General features: G+C 24.9%; 17 protein-coding genes. 8 read left to right on the forward strand and 9 right to left on the reverse strand.

Going from position 1 to position 17812, the window contains the following annotated elements; all coding sequences use genetic code 11:
* Together NL43_RS05890 and NL43_RS05895 are read right to left on the reverse strand one after the other, a co-directional pair.
* The coding region (locus tag NL43_RS05890) for a glycosyltransferase family 4 protein (protein ID WP_069593128.1) at positions 1-1184 on the reverse strand (1184 nt) is incomplete at its 3' end.
* A 228-nt stretch (positions 1185-1412) separates the two neighbouring features.
* Positions 1413-2792: an MFS transporter gene (locus tag NL43_RS05895; protein WP_069593129.1), complete on the reverse strand. Its 1380-nt coding sequence runs from the start codon at positions 2790-2792 to the stop codon at positions 1413-1415.
* A gap of 569 nt (positions 2793-3361) precedes the next feature.
* On the opposite strand from NL43_RS05895, the gene NL43_RS05900 reads away from it, so the two are divergent.
* The 4 genes from NL43_RS05900 to NL43_RS05915 all read left to right on the forward strand — a co-directional run bounded on the left by NL43_RS05900 (position 3362) and on the right by NL43_RS05915 (position 5946).
* Positions 3362-4342, forward strand: a complete 981-nt coding sequence (locus NL43_RS05900; protein WP_069593130.1) for a M24 family metallopeptidase — start codon at positions 3362-3364, stop codon at positions 4340-4342.
* A 50-nt stretch (positions 4343-4392) separates the two neighbouring features.
* Positions 4393-4584 (forward strand): 4-oxalocrotonate tautomerase DmpI, encoded by a 192-nt coding sequence (gene dmpI / locus NL43_RS05905; RefSeq protein WP_069593131.1) that lies wholly within the window; start codon positions 4393-4395, stop codon positions 4582-4584.
* Positions 4585-4682: 98 nt separating this feature from the next.
* Positions 4683-5126 (forward strand): universal stress protein, encoded by a 444-nt coding sequence (locus NL43_RS05910; RefSeq protein ID WP_069593132.1) that lies wholly within the window; start codon positions 4683-4685, stop codon positions 5124-5126.
* 271 nt (positions 5127-5397) lie between these two features.
* Entirely contained in the window at positions 5398-5946 is a 549-nt protein-coding gene (locus NL43_RS05915) for a nitroreductase (RefSeq protein WP_069593133.1), read from the forward strand.
* Between the two features lie 23 nt (positions 5947-5969).
* Here NL43_RS05915 and NL43_RS05920 read toward each other — a convergent pair whose 3' ends face one another.
* The 6 genes from NL43_RS05920 to NL43_RS05945 all read right to left on the reverse strand — a co-directional run bounded on the left by NL43_RS05920 (position 5970) and on the right by NL43_RS05945 (position 14282).
* Complete coding sequence (locus NL43_RS05920) at positions 5970-6521, reverse strand: DNA-3-methyladenine glycosylase I (RefSeq protein ID WP_069593134.1); 552 nt, start codon at positions 6519-6521, stop codon at positions 5970-5972.
* A gap of 842 nt (positions 6522-7363) precedes the next feature.
* A complete protein-coding gene (locus NL43_RS05925; protein WP_069593135.1) occupies positions 7364-8164 on the reverse strand; it encodes an acyltransferase in 801 nt (266 codons plus the stop codon).
* Positions 8165-8183: 19 nt separating this feature from the next.
* Positions 8184-9245 (reverse strand): SGNH/GDSL hydrolase family protein, encoded by a 1062-nt coding sequence (locus tag NL43_RS05930; RefSeq protein WP_069593136.1) that lies wholly within the window; start codon positions 9243-9245, stop codon positions 8184-8186.
* On the reverse strand, positions 9245-10135 hold the full coding sequence (locus tag NL43_RS05935) for a hypothetical protein (RefSeq protein ID WP_069593137.1): 891 nt from the start codon (positions 10133-10135) through the stop codon (positions 9245-9247). Before NL43_RS05935 ends, NL43_RS05930 begins: the two co-directional genes overlap by 1 nt.
* A gap of 223 nt (positions 10136-10358) precedes the next feature.
* Positions 10359-13211 carry a CDP-glycerol glycerophosphotransferase family protein gene (locus NL43_RS05940; RefSeq protein WP_084790435.1) on the reverse strand — a complete coding sequence of 951 codons (2853 nt, stop codon included), beginning with the start codon at positions 13209-13211 and terminating at the stop codon, positions 10359-10361.
* Between the two features lie 696 nt (positions 13212-13907).
* Positions 13908-14282 carry a hypothetical protein gene (locus tag NL43_RS05945; RefSeq protein WP_069593138.1) on the reverse strand — a complete coding sequence of 125 codons (375 nt, stop codon included), beginning with the start codon at positions 14280-14282 and terminating at the stop codon, positions 13908-13910.
* 362 nt (positions 14283-14644) lie between these two features.
* Between NL43_RS05945 and NL43_RS05950 the strand changes: the two genes are divergently transcribed.
* The 4 genes from NL43_RS05950 to NL43_RS05965 all read left to right on the forward strand — a co-directional run bounded on the left by NL43_RS05950 (position 14645) and on the right by NL43_RS05965 (position 16457).
* Complete coding sequence (locus NL43_RS05950) at positions 14645-15349, forward strand: hypothetical protein (protein ID WP_069593139.1); 705 nt, start codon at positions 14645-14647, stop codon at positions 15347-15349.
* Between the two features lie 104 nt (positions 15350-15453).
* On the forward strand, positions 15454-15915 hold the full coding sequence (locus NL43_RS05955) for a ribonuclease domain-containing protein (RefSeq protein WP_069593140.1): 462 nt from the start codon (positions 15454-15456) through the stop codon (positions 15913-15915).
* 18 nt (positions 15916-15933) lie between these two features.
* The gene (locus NL43_RS05960) at positions 15934-16176 is read left to right on the forward strand and encodes a barstar family protein (RefSeq protein WP_069593141.1); all 243 of its coding nucleotides are present in this window, start codon (positions 15934-15936) and stop codon (positions 16174-16176) included.
* 38 nt (positions 16177-16214) lie between these two features.
* Positions 16215-16457 (forward strand): hypothetical protein, encoded by a 243-nt coding sequence (locus NL43_RS05965; protein ID WP_069593142.1) that lies wholly within the window; start codon positions 16215-16217, stop codon positions 16455-16457.
* Positions 16458-16525: 68 nt separating this feature from the next.
* On the opposite strand, the gene NL43_RS05970 is transcribed toward NL43_RS05965, so the two are convergent.
* Positions 16526-17650 carry a metallophosphoesterase gene (locus NL43_RS05970; RefSeq protein WP_069593143.1) on the reverse strand — a complete coding sequence of 375 codons (1125 nt, stop codon included), beginning with the start codon at positions 17648-17650 and terminating at the stop codon, positions 16526-16528.
* Positions 17651-17812 lie beyond the last annotated feature (162 nt).

The following is a 17812-nucleotide window of genomic DNA, read 5'->3' on the forward strand; positions in this document are numbered from 1 at the left end:
TATTGTGAAACTAAATTATCCCAGTTAAATTTTTCTTCAACATATTTTCTTCCCTGAAGTCCTAGTTTTTCTTCCACATCTTTATTATCCAGTATATATTCAATTTTTTCTTGAAGTGTAGTTATGTCTCCAGGTTTTACTAGATACCCTGTTCTTGTATCATCAACTACTTCTACAACTCCTCCTGAAGCATAGGCAATTGTAGGTGTATGACAAGCATTTGCCTCAGATAATACCATTCCAAATCCTTCTCTAGTAGATGGCAGTACTAATACATTAGCTAGTTTCATTTGATAAGTTAATTCTTCATTACTTAATTCTTGCATGAATTCAACATAATCTTCTAAATTATTATCCTCAACATATTTGAGTAAACTTTCTTTTTCCGTTCCTTTACCTATTATTACTAAGTGAATATCAGGATATTTTTCTTTAATATTATTAATTATACTTAATAAATGATCTGCATGCTTATGTGGAACAAGTCTTCCTACAAATAATACACGATTATTATCTTTTTTATCACATTTTACACTATCAATACCTTCAAGGTTAACACCAATATAATTAACTTCTATATTTTCAGCATTTCTATTAAAATTATTTATAAGTGATGTTTTAGTATCTTCACTGATAGTTAATATTTTAGTAAATGGTAGTTTAACAAAGAATTTTTCACCAAGATATGCTATTGTGGCTTGTTGACTGTACTGGTCTTGATTTCCATTACTAACATCATATATTGTACCTATAAGTGGTTTGTGTGATTTCTTTGAGTATAATGCTGCTGGAAATAGTGGTGAGTATGCTTGTGCATCAATAATATCATAGTCATGACTATTTAACCATTTGAAAACTGCATACATGTACTTGAGTATTTTTCCTTTTGATCTATAGGGCGGAGTTTTAATTGTTGGTCCAATATGATATATGTTGATACCATCTTGAATTTCATGATGTGGGGCACCTTCCACATTCATTGTTAATATATCTACTTTATGACCTTGTTTAACTAGACGTTTTGTTAACTCGTGGTAACGGATTTCTCCCCCCCCATAGAAGTAAGGCATGAAGAATTCTAGTACCATACAAAATTTCATAGTTTTATCTGATTTTTGTAAGATTTCCTCGTTAGGATAATTTTTAGAATTAAAGTTATTATTAGTTTGATTTTCACTGTTCATCTTATCACAATTTTTTCCTTTTTTGTAGAAAAGGAGTTAAATTACTTGAATTTATTACTTTTAAAAAATAGATAACATGATATGTTACTATGTGGTTTAAAAAAAATAAACTTTTCTTGATAATATATTAGCTATTAAAAAAATATAAACTTGACTATTAATAAACAAGATAAATTTGTAAGAAGTCTTTAAAAAAGTTTATAAAAATAAAAAAAGAGTGTTTTTGTTTTAATTTAGATTATCTTTAAATTTCATCCCAATTAATGATAATAAGATTGCTATTACACATAATATTGTAGATATTATCATAGTTATTTGATTACTTTCAACAAGTAATGGATAATTTGATGGTGTGATTGCTACATTTCCCATGATAATTGCAAATATTAAACTTAGTAATGCTACACTGAATGCTTGACCTATTGTTCGTAGAGTTGTTATTGATGCTGAAGCTGTTCCTATTTCCTCTGAATCAATGGATCCTAAAACCATACTATTGTTAGGTGTTGTGAATAATCCAAATCCTATTCCTTGTAATGCTATTGATATAATTATCATATATAGTGGTGTTGACTGATTTAGGAAACAAAGTATTATTAATGCTGTTGATACAATAAACATTCCAATAGCTGTTAATATATGTGGGTCATATTTATCTGATAATCGTCCAGCATAGGGACTTACTATTGCAACGAATAAGGGTCTTACAATTAATATTATACCGGTTGTTTGTGGAGTTAGTCCTTGTAAGTATTGAAAATGATAATTAAGAACATATGTTACTACAAATGTTGCAAAATAACTTATCCATGAAGCTATACTTGAAGCTGTGTATGTGTGATTATTAAATAATCTCATATCATAAATAGGATTACTTATTTTTAATTCGAATTTTGCAAATATTAATAGGAATATAATACCTCCTACTACAAAGAAAAATCCTCTTAATTCATTTAGGATTGTAAATCCATATAATAATAGTACTATGCCTATTAAATATAAGAATGATCCCTTAATATCTATTGGACGTTCTTTTTGCATGTAATATTCTTTATCTATTGATATTAAAAGATGGTAAACTATGAGTAAAAAGGGTATTGTTATAAAAAATACACTTCTCCAACTTATATTTTGAATAAGTATTCCTGCTATTGTAGGAGCTAATGTTAAACCTAAATATCCTCCTGTAACTCCATAACCTAGTGCTTTTCCTCGTTCATTTGATGGTATTTGTTTAGTTGTTAGTGCAAGTATATTTATAAATTGAATTGATGAACCTATTCCCATAATAATCATGGATATCATCATGAAATAAACATTTAATGATAAACCTGCAAGTATTGAACCTACTATAAAGAATATTATTCCATATGTCATTGATTTTTTTAATCCAATTTTTCCACAAATTTTTCCAAGAGGTATACTTGCCATACTTATAGTTAATAAGTATATGGTAATTATCCAATTTTGTGTAATATTACTTATATGAAAGTTTGTTGCTATGGTAGGTAGAGCAACGGAAATTCCATTTGTTATGAATGAGACAATGAAAGAAGCAATTACTCCTATTAATATGACATTTCTGTTGATTTTTTCTTCATTATTCATTAAACCAAACCTATTTAGTATATTAATATTATTGTTATATAATATTATTCTTATGTAATATAAGTATTGTATAATATTATTATATTGTTTTTAGTATATAACTATGATACATAAACCTAAAAGAATTATTAAAAAAAAGAGAAATATTCTAAATCTTAAATAAAAAATAATTATTATAAGATTTAGTCCGGAAATTATATTTTATTACTAATAGTTTATTTTATATTTTTTTTTGAACACAATATGATTATATTTAATTTATTTTTGGAGTTTTATTTAATTTTTTAAATAGATTATTTTTTGAGGATAAGAAATATTCAATATTATTTCTTTTCATTTAACTTGTGAGTAGAAAAAATAATATTTATCATACTAATTTAATATTTTTTATTACTTTTCTACAATAATACTATATAAATACTAAGATAAATACTTTTTTATAAAAAAGTATTACTTTTTATGAAACTACCACATATTAACAAAAAATCCAAAATAATTAAAAACATCATAATAACATAAATATAATATATAACATAAAAACAGTAAAATAAAACAGAGACACGATTAAAATGTTAGACAAATATCGAGAAGCAGGAAAAATAGCTTCAAAAGTAAGAAATGAAGCAGCAAAAAAAGCAACTGCTGGAATGAAAGTTGTAGATCTTGTTGACTGGATTGAATCAGAAATAAAAAGTACAGGAGCAGGACTATCATTTCCATGTAACATATCCATAAACCAAATCGCAGCACACTATACAGCAGTACCTAACGATGACACACTCCTATGCAATGGAGATATAGTAAAAATAGACCTTGGAGCAGAAGTAGATGGATACATATCAGACACAGCAGTAACAGTAATAATTGAAGGAGACAATGCAGACCCCTATGATGAAGATGGAAAACCATTAAACATGCCTGGAAGACTAGATGATGGAAACCCAGTAGTAACAGATGACGAACTAGAAGAAAGATATAACATATTAGATGCATCAGCAACAGCATTAGAAAATGTTATAAGTATAGTCAAAGATGGTGTAACCCTAAATGATATAGGAAAAGAAGTAGAAACAACAATGCAGGACATGGGATATAATCCAATAACAAACCTAGCAGGACACAGTCTAGAACAATACAACCTACATGCAGGATTAAGTATACCAAACTATCCTGATGGAAATACAACACAACTTAAAGAAGGAGATCATGTAGCAATAGAACCATTTGCAACAAATGGAGCAGGAATAGTAAGTGATCTTCCACAATATGCAATCTACTCATACATAAAAAGCAAACCACAACGTCAACCATTATCCAATCAACTACTAAAAAATATCAGAAACAACTACTCACAATTTAACTTTGCAGGAAGACACTTGCTAAATGATAAATTTGATGAACGTAAACTAAACAGAGCACTACGTCCACTTATATCATCAGGATGTGTATATCCATTTGCAGTACTTAAAGATAAAAATGATGGAATGGTAGCTCAAACTGAACATACAATAATTGTAGAAAAAGAAGGTTGTGAAGTAACAACATTATAACCAATAAATTATAAATATAATACTGTAAAATCAAAAGGAGAATAAATAAAATGCCAATAATAACAATAGAAGGAGTAGCAAATGCTACAAAAGAAACCAAAAAAGAAATAATAGAAAAAGTATCAAAAGTAGTATCTGAAGAGTATGATGTACCCATACAAGCAATAAGTGTAATCATCCATGATGTACCTGCAGATAATGTAGGTGTAGCTGGAAAACAATTATCAGAAATACAACAATAAACTCCTTATCTTCATTTTTTCACTTTTTTTATGAAAAAATTTTTTAATAACTTAAAACAAATAAAATAATAATTATTAAAAAAAAACGATGGATTATTATGTATAAAAGAATATTATTACCAACCGACGGTTCTAAAAATTCAGAAAAAGCAATAAAACATGCATGTAACATGGCAACCCATGAACACGCAGAAATAGTAGTTATTAATGTAATAGACAGTAAACATTTAACTAGTCTTCCAGAAGATGCATTAGATGACGATACAGAATTTGTATTTGAAGAACATGGTGATGTAGTTACAAAACATGTTGAAGAACTTATAAAAGAAACTGATGAAAACATAAAAGTATCATCCATTACCGCAGAAGGAGATCCTGCAACTGCAATAATTAAAGCAGCTGAAAAAGAAAATATGGATGTTATAGTTATAGCAAGTAGTGGAAAACATATCCTTGACAGATTCCTCTTAGGTAGTGTAACATCAAAAACAATAAAATATTCAACAATACCTGTACTTGTTATTCCAACAAATTCAGAATAAAGAATATTTTCTAAATAATAGTAATTACTACTATTATTTTTCTTTTTATAATAATTATTCCATTAACTTATTTTCTAAATAATATCTTATTTTAAATTATTACTAATTAAATTCTAAAAAATCATATTCTATTCTCATTTATTCAAAATATTAACATATATATAAAAGATTATATTATATAATAACTATCAGTTAATTTTATTAGATAAAAATAATATTGACCGATACCTATTGTAATAATTAAATTAATAAACGAAGGAAAAGAATAAATATGGAAAATATAGATCTTTTCAAAACAAGACGTAGTATCAGAAATTATAGTGATAAACAAGTAAGTAAAGATGACTTAGAAAAAATACTAGAAGCAGGAACTTATGCACCTAATGGTATGGGAAGTCAATCTCCTAAAATTCTTGTAACACAAGACAAAGAATTAATTGATAAACTAGAAGAAATGAATAAATCTTTCTTCCCACCACAACTTCTTGAAAAAATGACTGATGTTAAACCATTCTATGGAGCTCCTACATTAGTTATAGTACTAGCTGATAAAAATCATCCAACAGGACTTGAAGATGCTTCCCTAGTTTTAGGAAATATTCTTAATGCAGCACATGCTTTAGGTATTGGAGGTCGTTGGATACATAGAGCTAGAGAAGAATTTGATAGTCCTGAAGGTAAAGAATTACTTAAAACATGGAATATACCTGATAACTATATAGGTGTAGGACATGCAATACTAGGATATCCTGCAGATGACTCAGAAGTACAAGCTGCACCAAGAAAAGATGATTATATAACTTATATAGATGAATTATAATTATATTCATCATCTTTTTTTATTTAAACATTCTTATATAAGAAACAATCATCATCATGTGAATTAATACAACCTATTGCTTGTAGGTATGAGTACATGATTGTTGGTCCTACAAATTTCATACCTCTTTTTTTCAAGTCATTAGATAGATTTTCTGATAATGTTGATGTTGTTTTATCATTTTCATAGATTATATTATTATTAGTGAATGTTTTTATGTATTCATAGAATGTTCCATATTCTTTTTGTATTTCCATGAATATTTTTGCATTGTTTATTGCTGATGTTATTTTAAGTTTATGTCTTATTATTCCAGGATTATTTCTTAGTTGTTCTACTTTTTCTTCATCATAGTTACTTACCTTGTTTACATCAAAGTTGTCAAATGCTTTTCTGAAATTTTCTCGTCTGTTAAGAATTGTTTCCCATGAAAGTCCTGCCTGGAATAATTCAAGTACTAGCATTTCAAAGAGATACCTTTCATCATGATTTGGTTGACACCATTCTTCATCATGATATTTTACATATATTTCATTATCAAGATTACACCAGAAACATCGTTTTTTATTAGTCATTATAATTTTCTCCAGAAAAATTGTTTAGTTAGATAATTATATTATATCATCAATAGTATATTATTATCTTTAATATATAAATTTCTTTAAAAAATATGAAAATGAACATAATTGGGATATATGTATTGTTCTATAAATTATAGTTTAATGTGTTTTTGAATAAACATAGTTTTTTATGAGAATTTTAATGGAGTTTTCATACTATAGTGTTCAACTAAACTCAAAAATTAACTTTTAATAATGTACCTATATTAGATCAATTATAAACTAAAGAGAATTTTACATGAATAAATTTTATTTTTTAGATGAGACTCTTCTTTCAAAAAATAATTTTATTAATGAGTTGTTATCTAAATTATATTTATATGAGTCATGTTATATTGAGAAATATATTCACTTGTAATCGCACTATTTCAAGTGTATATTGGTATTTTTACCGATTTCTTATAAAAACAGTGATTTTATACTATTTAGTATATATAAAGTGTATCAAAAATACTATTTTTAGGGTACTTTTTGGCATGAAAAAATGATGAAAATTACTTCGCTATACCGTGATATAACGAACAAGAAAAATTAACACCCAAAAAAATAAAAAACAACGAATTAACATAAAACACGAAAAATTAAATTCCACCAAAACTCTTAAAAAAAACCTATCCAAAAAAAAACAGTACCCTACACCAAATAATCAAAACCAACAAAAAACAAGAAAAACACCAAAAATAACAAAGAACATATACATCAAATAATACAAAAAGAATATTTTATACAAAAATAAAAAAAGTTTATACAAAAATAAAAAAAGAAGTATAAATATAAACATATGACACTAAAAAAAATTAATCAATAAAAAATCGATTATGTAATTTTTCATTATTTAAATTAACTAAAAATTCTATTATTTCATCAAAATTATTAGAATTAAAAAGTTCATCAATATCATCAAACTTAATGATATTTCCATCATCTTCATAAATCCATCTATTACTATCATAATTCATACTTTTCAATGTATCTTTTTCAACATAAGCATGCACACTATGACTATCAAAGAATACATTCTTTCGTACTTCTTTAACAGGATTTCCTGCATAAATTGTATTTGATGGAATTATTTTATTAGACACTAAGCTTTTTGCACCAATTATACTTCCAGAACCAATTTGAGTTCCCTTTAAAATCATTGAATCTTGACCAATCCATACATGATCACCTATAAAAATACTTTTTGAAGGATTAATCCGTGTCATTGAATTTATATCATAAATTAAATGAGGATCAGCTAATCTAAACCATAAACCAAAAGAAAAAAGACAATCATTACCTATAAATATGTGCTTTGATTCAGATAAAATCAGATTTAAACGTCCATTCATATAATTATTTTTACCAATGAATAATACAGAATTATTATTAACACTAACCATTATATTATAATTATTAATACTTGATGATAAATAAATAATGGAATTATTCTGTCTAAAATCAATTAGAGAATTAACTAATTTAACATTATCCTCACAAATCAAAACATTATTGTGTCCATGAAAATTTATTTTACTATCCACTAAATCTAGTTCTTTTTCGCTACCATTTATAATTATTTTATTATAATTTTCATCTTCTTGTATAATTTTCATAATAACCTTCCCCAAATATTTAATCTTCTAATAATTCACAAATTTTATCTGCTATTTTAAACATGCCATAATCAGTATAATGGGAAGCATCAATTGTAACATAGTCATATTCATTGATGTCAAATAAAGAACGTTGATTTAATAGAACTGTGTTTTCTCCTCGTTTAATAGCATTTTCATAGGTTTCAATTACTATTTTATCAAAATCATCATAATCTTTCCATAAATTATAGGATTCTGAGGTCATTAAAATAATTTTAGTTTCAGGATGTAACTCTCTTATTTTTTTATAAAATTTTTCATGTGTTTGTCTAAATATATGAGTATATGACGCATTTCTTGTATAATCCAAAACAATACTATGACAATTAATTTTACCAATTAACTCAGCTATACTGTCATTACCCTTACAACAGGACGAACAAGAAATATTAATAATATCCCTATTCAGCTTTCTACTAATAATATTTGGAAAACTATTACCACTTCTAGAAGCTGCAGCTCCTTGAGTAACTGAATTACCATAAAATATTATTGGAAGTATATTTTCTTTAGGATAAGGAAGAGGTTTAATACTAGATGCTTTTTCAAGACCAACATACATTTGTTCAATTTTATCATAATTAGGTAAAAAGATACATAATTGACCATTATTCGGAACATAAACTAATTCAGCAAATGTATCATGACCATCCATAGGAGAAAATACTGTGTTATGGATATATTTATCATCAATTACTTGATATATATCAAAACCTAATGCATTCCAATTAAGCATTTTTAGATAACCCCATTTACGTTTTAATTTTATTTTAAAAATAATTTTTTTAGAATCTGTATAAAAACGTAAACGAACACCACATGGAGCACTATTCAAATTAGCCATTTCACGTACTGCACCCTCCTCATATTCAACCATTTCATCTTGAGTCATTTTAGGAAATTTACAAAAATTCACAGTATTTCCCGTGAAATCAATATTTCCATGAAAAAATTCAGGATGTTGTAACAAATCAATGTAATTTATATCTGTTTCATCAATTTGTTTTAATTTATCAGTGATTGAACATAAATATTCCATTATATTATACCTCCTAATATGTGGTTGAATTCTTTAAAAATTAATATGTTCCCATAATCATTTATAAACTTTCCACTAAACGTACATCGATCAATAAATTCTTCATCATATAAATAAGAAAAATCTTTGAGTAAAACTTCTTTTGAAAAAGAATTATTTTCAAATAAATCATGAAGTTTATTTTTTTTGTAAGATTTAGTGTTTGGAATCGTAAACCAACAAATAACTTTGGAAGATATATTAGTTAATAATTCCATTATTTTTTCAAGATATTCTTCAACATATTCATCATTTTGATTAATATAATCTACTTCTAATATACATATATCCACTTTATAATTATTTGGCAATTCTTTCAATTCAACATATAAATTAGGAAGGAAATTAGGTTTATTAAATACAATATTATTTATTTCTACATTCATTTTTCTTCCAATGATCGATGAAAATGTAGTACCTACTGTTGTACAACCAATACCAAAACTATGTATTCCTCCAGCAAATAAAATTTTATGTTCAAATTTATTTTCAATTTTAGTTATATGTTTTGCAGAAGAAGAGGATATGGTTAAATTAGATAATTCACTTAATACTGGTCCATAAATCATTACTTCATAAGTTACACCTTCATCAACCATATGTGATAAATTTATAGAAGGATTAGAACGTTTAACTAATGCATCTACATTTAACCATACTTGTTCTATAGGATGTTTATATAAAATTAATAGCCCTTCTCTTGCACTTATACCAATATGTGGGAAATTTCCATTAATTAAATTTTTTATCTCAAAGTTTACATCAAAATGTGGTGAGTCTATTCTAAATTTATAAATAGGAGGTTTATTCAAATTTGTGTTAGAATCACAATCCATAAGATCAACAATCATACAATCAAATCTTCTTAGTTTATTATAAAAATTATCTATTAAATTATTTTTTAAAATTTTTGAGTAATACTATTTCAAATTAAATAGTTTAACATTACTTAATTTAGGTCTATTTAGCTTAGAAAATTAAACAATCAATGTAAAAATTTAGTTTTATAATAAATTATTTTTAGACAGCCCATTATTCTTCTAAAAAATATAATTTGTATTTTCTAAATTTACATTAATGCTTACAAATCCAATTATATACCCGTTCACTATTGTTTTTATCATTATATTTGAAAAAAGAATTTACTTTTTCTATATATTCTTCTTCCATAGTACAGTTATTTTCTAAATAATATGTAATTTTATCTAGTAATTTTTCTTCATCAAAAATAACTTCACCAAATCCCATAGTTTCATAATCAAAATAACCTTTTGCATGATGATAATCATTTGCATAGTGATAATAAATTACTGGTTTTTTAAGATATGCAAAATCAAAGAAAACTGATGAATAATCTGTTATTAATAAAGAAGCTTCACTAAATAATTCTTGATAAGATTCATCTTTAGATAAATATATTTTATCATTTATATCAAATAAATCAATATATCTTAAATTTGTATTGCTTATATAGTAATTTAAACGTGGATGTGGCCTAAATATTATTTCATAACCTTTTTCATCAACTAAATTTATTAAACTTTCATTATTTAATATATTATTTAATTGTTTAAAATATTCTGAAGCTAAAAATAAATCTTTATCATTTTCTAAATAACTTCTCCATGTTGGAATAAATAATATTTTTTTCTTACGTTTATTTTCTAAATTATCATGTCTAGGAAACCCTAATGTTTGAATAATAATTTCATCATAGTTATAACCCTCATCTAAGAAAGAATCATGTTCTTTATCAGATACTGTTAAGATTAATGATACATTTTTATCATATTTTTTCAGATAAGTTGAAATATTATCTTTAGTTACACCATGTTGTAGAAAATACAAAGGTGTATTTGTTAATCCACTATATAAATTTCGTTCATCATTAATTACATTATTTTTTCTATCATAAATGAAAAATGGATTTATAACTGATTCCTCAGGATATGATGAAATTACTTTATCACATAATAAGAATAATAATTTATGTTTAAATGATCCGAATGGAACTACGTTTCCAATTTTAGATAAACGTCTAAAGTCATTGGTATCCTTTAAAACAACATAAAACTTATTTATATTATCATTTTGTTTTAAAGCATACTTATATAAATGCTCCGCATTATCATCTGCAACTTCTTGTCTATCCATAAATAAATAAATAGGATTTCTAATTAATGGATGTATTATTAAATACATGAATCTTAATAATAATGCTAATTTATACCCTGCCTTTTTTTCTGAAAAAATTGATTTCATATCATGCAATTCATGTTTAACTAGTCTTTTAAAATTATATGGTGCAACATTAAAACTATTTTCATGTAATATAACAATATTTGAATTTGTACTGAAATAAGTACTTGATTGTGATAATTTAGCATGCTGAGTAAAGTCCATTAGTAATCGAATAGGTATAATATTATCTTTATTAAAATTAGTATTATCTCCATCCTTATGATAGTTTACAACTAATTTAACATTAAATATTTCTTTTTTAAGTACAGGAATCCTTATATCAAAATTATGTTTATATTGCCATGTTTTAGATAAATAAATTACATTTTTACGAGTATTATATTTTACTTGTTTTGAAGAAAAATAGGAAATATCACCATCTATCGTTTCTTTCCTAGCTTCAATTGAAATAAAATTATCTTCAAACATGCTATTTAAAAAACCAGATATGTTAAATGAATTATTTCTAATTTCAACTATATCTATCCAGAATTTATGATTATTTAAGTTATCTATAGTGTATGTTCCTGATTTTTTTATAACCTGCTTATTGTTAATTACTTCAGTATGTACTTTTTTATTTTTCAAAACAAAAAAAGATTTTACAAATATTGGATTAGTAATATAGTTATTTTTTAAAATTACATAATCTTCAATATAATATAATACTTTATTAAGATAATACCAAAATTCTTCAATTTCTATTTCAGTTTCAAGAATTGATAAATCATGTTGTTTTAATAACCATTGTAAATCATAAGCCATTAAATATTGAATAAATGCTGGAACTCTATTATATTTAGCTATTGAAGTATTAATTAATTCCATATAATAAAATTTTAATTTATCTGTAAAGTATTCTTTTTTATTAGATGTTACATCAATAGTTGAACTATTATCATATCGTTTTCTATAGTAATAATAAACATTACTTATAGCACCATATTTTCTTTTTTCAAGGAGCATTTTATTTATCATTAGTGAATCTTCTGAAGAAATAATTTTTGTTGAAAATTCAAATTTATTAAAAAGATTATTTTTAAAAAAAGATGAAGATGCTGATAGTTGTGGACTATTCAATTCTTTAGTTAAATCAATTACCCTTGTTGTTTTAAATTTATCATTTAATCTATGATCACCACCTCTTCTATCAAAATATTTTATAGGAATTGCAACTAAATCTACTTCATCATAATGTTTATTGAAAAATTCATCAACCTCTTTTAATACTTCTTTGGATAAGTAATCATCACTGTCTAAGAAGTTCACGTATTTTCCTTGAATATATTTTAATCCATTATTACGAGCAACTGCAGGTCCTTGATTTTCTTGAGATAAAACTATTATATTATTAGGATATTGTTGTTGATATTTTTCAGCAATCTTAAGAGAATTATCAGCACTACCATCATCAACAAGTATTAATTGAATATTATTTTCAAAACCAATAGATTGGTTAATAACAGAATTAATAGATTCATCCAAATATTGCTCAGTATTATAAATAGCCATTATAATTGAAAATCTAAAATTTATTTGTGAATTATTTAATAAACTATCTTCAAGAGAATTTTCAGGTGAATTCATTAATTGAATCTGTTTTTTATGAAAAAATTTGTTCTCTGAATTTAAGTTTAGTTTAAATGATAAATTATCTAAATCAATTTTCTTTCCACCATAGTTCATAACTTATTTCACCAACATATATCTAATATATTTTTAATATTAACTATAATTTAATCCCTTAATTTTTAATATTTCCCTAAATTAAGGAATAAGATATGTTTTTGAATTAAAAAATCAAGTATAATATTAAACTAATTCTTTTTAAATATATATTTATTTTTTAGTTATTTTATAGTTTATCTCTAAACTTTTATACCATTTTTATTTGAGATAGTTTCTAAGTTATTTTTTTTGATATGGATGATTTATTTCTATCTATTTTACTTTGTTGTGTGGCTAGTCATTATCTTAAATTATAATTCACATGGTTTAAATTTTTCGAGAAGAACTATAAATTTTTCTATGATTACTTTCTAATTCAACAATTTTTTTAAAAATTTTTGAGTAACACTATTTCAAATTAAATAGTTTAACATTACTTAAGTTAGGTCTATTTAGCTTAGAAAATTAAACAATCAATGAAAAAAATAGTTTTTCCAGGGTAAACTATCCTTTGGGTCTTCGCCAAAATTCAAAAATTGATTTTTAATAATGCCTATTCGGACTTCAATTGTAAAATAAAGAAAAGTTCATATAAAAAAATTTATTTTTGGCGGACACTCCCTTTGCGAAAAAAAGTTAAAAGATGAAATTTAAAAAAATATAATTTTAGCCGACGCACATAAAAAAAAAGAAAATATGTTTTGTATAAATAGTTTATACATATATGTTTCTGTGTCCACAACTTGGGCAGCGACTTAATGCTGAGTTATATCTAGCTCCACATCCTGGGTATTTGCATGTTTTTGTATATCCTATGTTTTTATTTACTCCTGCTTCCTCGTAGGTTACTTTATTGCTGGATGATGATACTTTGTTATTTGAGCTACTGGTGGAGGTTGAAGTAGCTTCTACTGTGTCATTTTGTGCATCTAGTTGTTCTTGTGCTTGATTTAGTGATGCATTAAGTTGATTTATTTGTTCTTGCTGTTTTTCTATATTGTCTTGATAGATCATATAGCCACTAACTGCTACTATGGCTATAATTACTATAACTGTTACTGCAAGAATTAGTTTCATTTCATTTCTCATTATATTCCTACATATGTTATTTGTTTAATATAATCCTATAATTTCTAAAATAAAGTATTGTTTCTATTATTTTATTAATTTAAGACTATTAATTATAGTTTATATTGTTTATTAATTATAAATTTTTCTTGAACTAATAGATAAGTCATTTCTTGAACAATATTTAAATTAATATTAACTTAGAATTTATTGTAAAAAAATATATATTATAATTAAACATTATTCATTGAACATTAAGTATTAATAGTATAAAATTGTAAAATAATATTATAATAAAAGATTAAAATTATATATGATAATAAATTATTATCCTCAATAATTAATGTTTGGATAAATATAAAACAAAGAATTGGGGTAGTAGTATGAACTCTGAAAATGAAAAAATAAAAACTAAAACAAGGGCAGAAATTACAAATTCTGATACAAAGATGTATACTGTTTCAGTGAAAGTAACTGAGAAAAAAACAAAAGAACCAGTTACGAAAGGAAAAGTAGTTCTCACAACAAGAAAAGGTAAAAAAGTTGTTGGTACTGGAAAGATAAGAAATGGAACTACAGACATAGTAGTTTCTATTAGTCGAAAGGACTATAAGTTGAGAGTAAACTATGAAGGAACTGAACATACATATGCACCATCTGAGACAAAGATAGATTTCAAATCAGAATATATGTTCTATAAAACAAGTTTCTATATATGGACTGCAATTGTAGGTGTGCTTATTGTATTAGTATATATTATAGGATTAAATACTATAATGATTTCATCAAATCCACAGTCATTAGTTTCATTAATTGGATCCCATTTTCTACCATATGTTAATATGAATAGTTCAGTAGTTACAGAATACTATCTAGAGAATGCTCATCATTTATCATTCTTGATAAAATTACTTGTATGGGTTTTAATAATATCATTTGTAGCTGCAGGAATATATGCGGCACAATTTAATAGTAATTTACATAATATAATAAGAAAAAATGTTACTAATCATTCATTATTTCAAAATTTTATTTCAATAATGGTTATTATACTAATAACTATCACAGCAGTAGTTCTTGTTATATAAATTACTATTTACTAACCACCACTTATTTATTTTATAAAATACTTATTCTAAAAAAATCATATGTAATATTAATATACTAAAATAACTTATTCGGAGTTTCTTATATGAATAAAAAAATTATATCAACAGTAACTCTTGTTATAATTGCAATACTTGTAGGTTTATTTGGTACAGATAGTCTTGACAGTGATGGTTATAATATTAATGCTTCATTAAATAATACTACTGTAGATGTTATTGAAACTGGAGAATACTGTAGTGTAGATGAGGTAGCAGCATATATTAAAACATATCATAAGTTACCCAGTAATTATATAACTAAAAAAGAAGCACAACGTTTAGGATGGACTGGTGGATCTTTAGCAAGTTATGCTCCAGGAAAAAGTATAGGTGGAGATGTATTTACTAATAGACAAGGTGTTCTACCACATAGTGATAAAAAGTATATTGAATGTGATATTGATGCTAATGGAACTAATCGTGGTGCAAAAAGAATAGTGTATTCTACAGAAAATTATAAAGTATATTATACATCAAATCATTATGAAACATTCACAGAAATATAAATGGGGACTTTTAATTTTATGAATATTATAGAACTTGATGGTAAAAAAATAAAATTATTATCACATGAATACTTAATAGAAATGCTTGATTTACCTAGTTATTATGGTAGAAATCTAGATGCATTATATGATTGTCTTACAGAAATTGGAGTAGAAACTGAAATACATTTAATTAATAGTAAAGATATATCTCTAGATTTATATGATACTTTCTTTGATGCTGCATGTGAAAGTGATTTTTTAACATTTAGTAGTGATTAGATGATAATTACTATTTTTTAAAAATTTATGGTGATATTATGAGATATATTGATATTAATGGAAAATTTATTAGAAAAGATCCAAAATATTATTTACAAGATGTTCTTGAATTTCCAGAGTATACTGGAAATATTGATGAAATATATGATTTTTTAATAAAATTAGATGAAGAAATTGAAATTCATTTTATTAATACTACTTGTATGACTCCACTTCTTATGGAAATATTTGAAAAAGCTTGTGAAGATTCAGATAATATTTCATTTTATATAGATGATTAAATCTAATAATATTACTTATTTTTTTAGGAAAAAAAAATGAAATAGAAAAAATAATTTTTAACTAGTGTTTATTCTTTTTTTGGAACTCTATTTATATCTAATACTACTACTTCTGAGTGTGTTCCTAGTCTTATTGGTGTTGCAAATGAGCCTACACCATCTGTTACTGAAAGATATGAATTGGTTTTTGTTCCATTTTCTTGTATAACTTGACGATTAAATAATCCTCTATTATATTTAAACATACGTTTTGTAAACCATATTGCTGGATAAAATTGTCCACCATGTGTATGACCAGATAATTCTAAGTCAACACCCATTTTTGAGAATTCATCCCAATAAAAGGGTGCATGATATATTACTATATTGTTTTTATCTTGTTTTATTGGTAGTTGATATGTATCATCTTGTTCTGATTCATTAAATGAGAACTTAAGTCCAATTAGATTTATATTCTCTTTATCATATATTATATTTTCATTATCAAGTATTGTTATTCCAGCATTTTCTAGTGCTGTTTTTACATTGTCTATTCCTTGATAGTAATCATGGTTTCCTGGTGTAAATATTACTGGCATTGTTGCTTCTTTAAATGTCATAAACATATCTGGCGTTATTGGACATGAACCATCCGCTATATCTCCAGCTATTACTGTTATTACTTGGGTATTTTCTTTTTGTGAGGCTATTTTGTTGATTGCTTTTACTACTTTTTTCAGGGTTTTTTCACGTCTTATTGATCCTATATGTAAGTCAGATATTTGTATTATAGTCATGGGTTTACTTTGTGTCTGTGATTTTTCATTTAAGTATATTTCATATTCTTTAATGTATATATTATGTGCTATATAATAACCAATTATTCCAAGTACTGGTATTAATAGTATGAATATTGCTTTTAGTGATAATGGTATTATTATGAATTGTTCTATTACATATAATATTATTATTTCAAAGAGATACATGAATGATGCCCATAACCATATTCCATCAAATTCCATTAAATATTGTGTTATGGTGTGTGTTTTATTTCTTTCTATTGTCATTGAAGTTATCCTTGAAATTGCTATTATTAGTACTATTATAAATATTGTATAACTGTTAATTGATAATTCTAGAATATTATTTAGTGAGCTTAGTATGAAAAAATTATAAAATAATAACATGAATGTTAATAGGGGTCCTTGTATCATGAATCTGTTTTCGGCAAAACCTATTTTTAACACTTCCTTTAGATTTATAATGAAATTAAATTTATATATCTTATTATTTAAATTATAGTATGTTTTAATGGATTTATTTTTATTTATTCTTAAGTTAAATTGTGTTTAATTTTTTTTGAACAATAACTATTT

Origin of the sequence: Methanosphaera sp. WGK6, assembly GCF_001729965.1 — an archaeon.
Taxonomy (GTDB): domain Archaea; phylum Methanobacteriota; class Methanobacteria; order Methanobacteriales; family Methanobacteriaceae; genus Methanosphaera.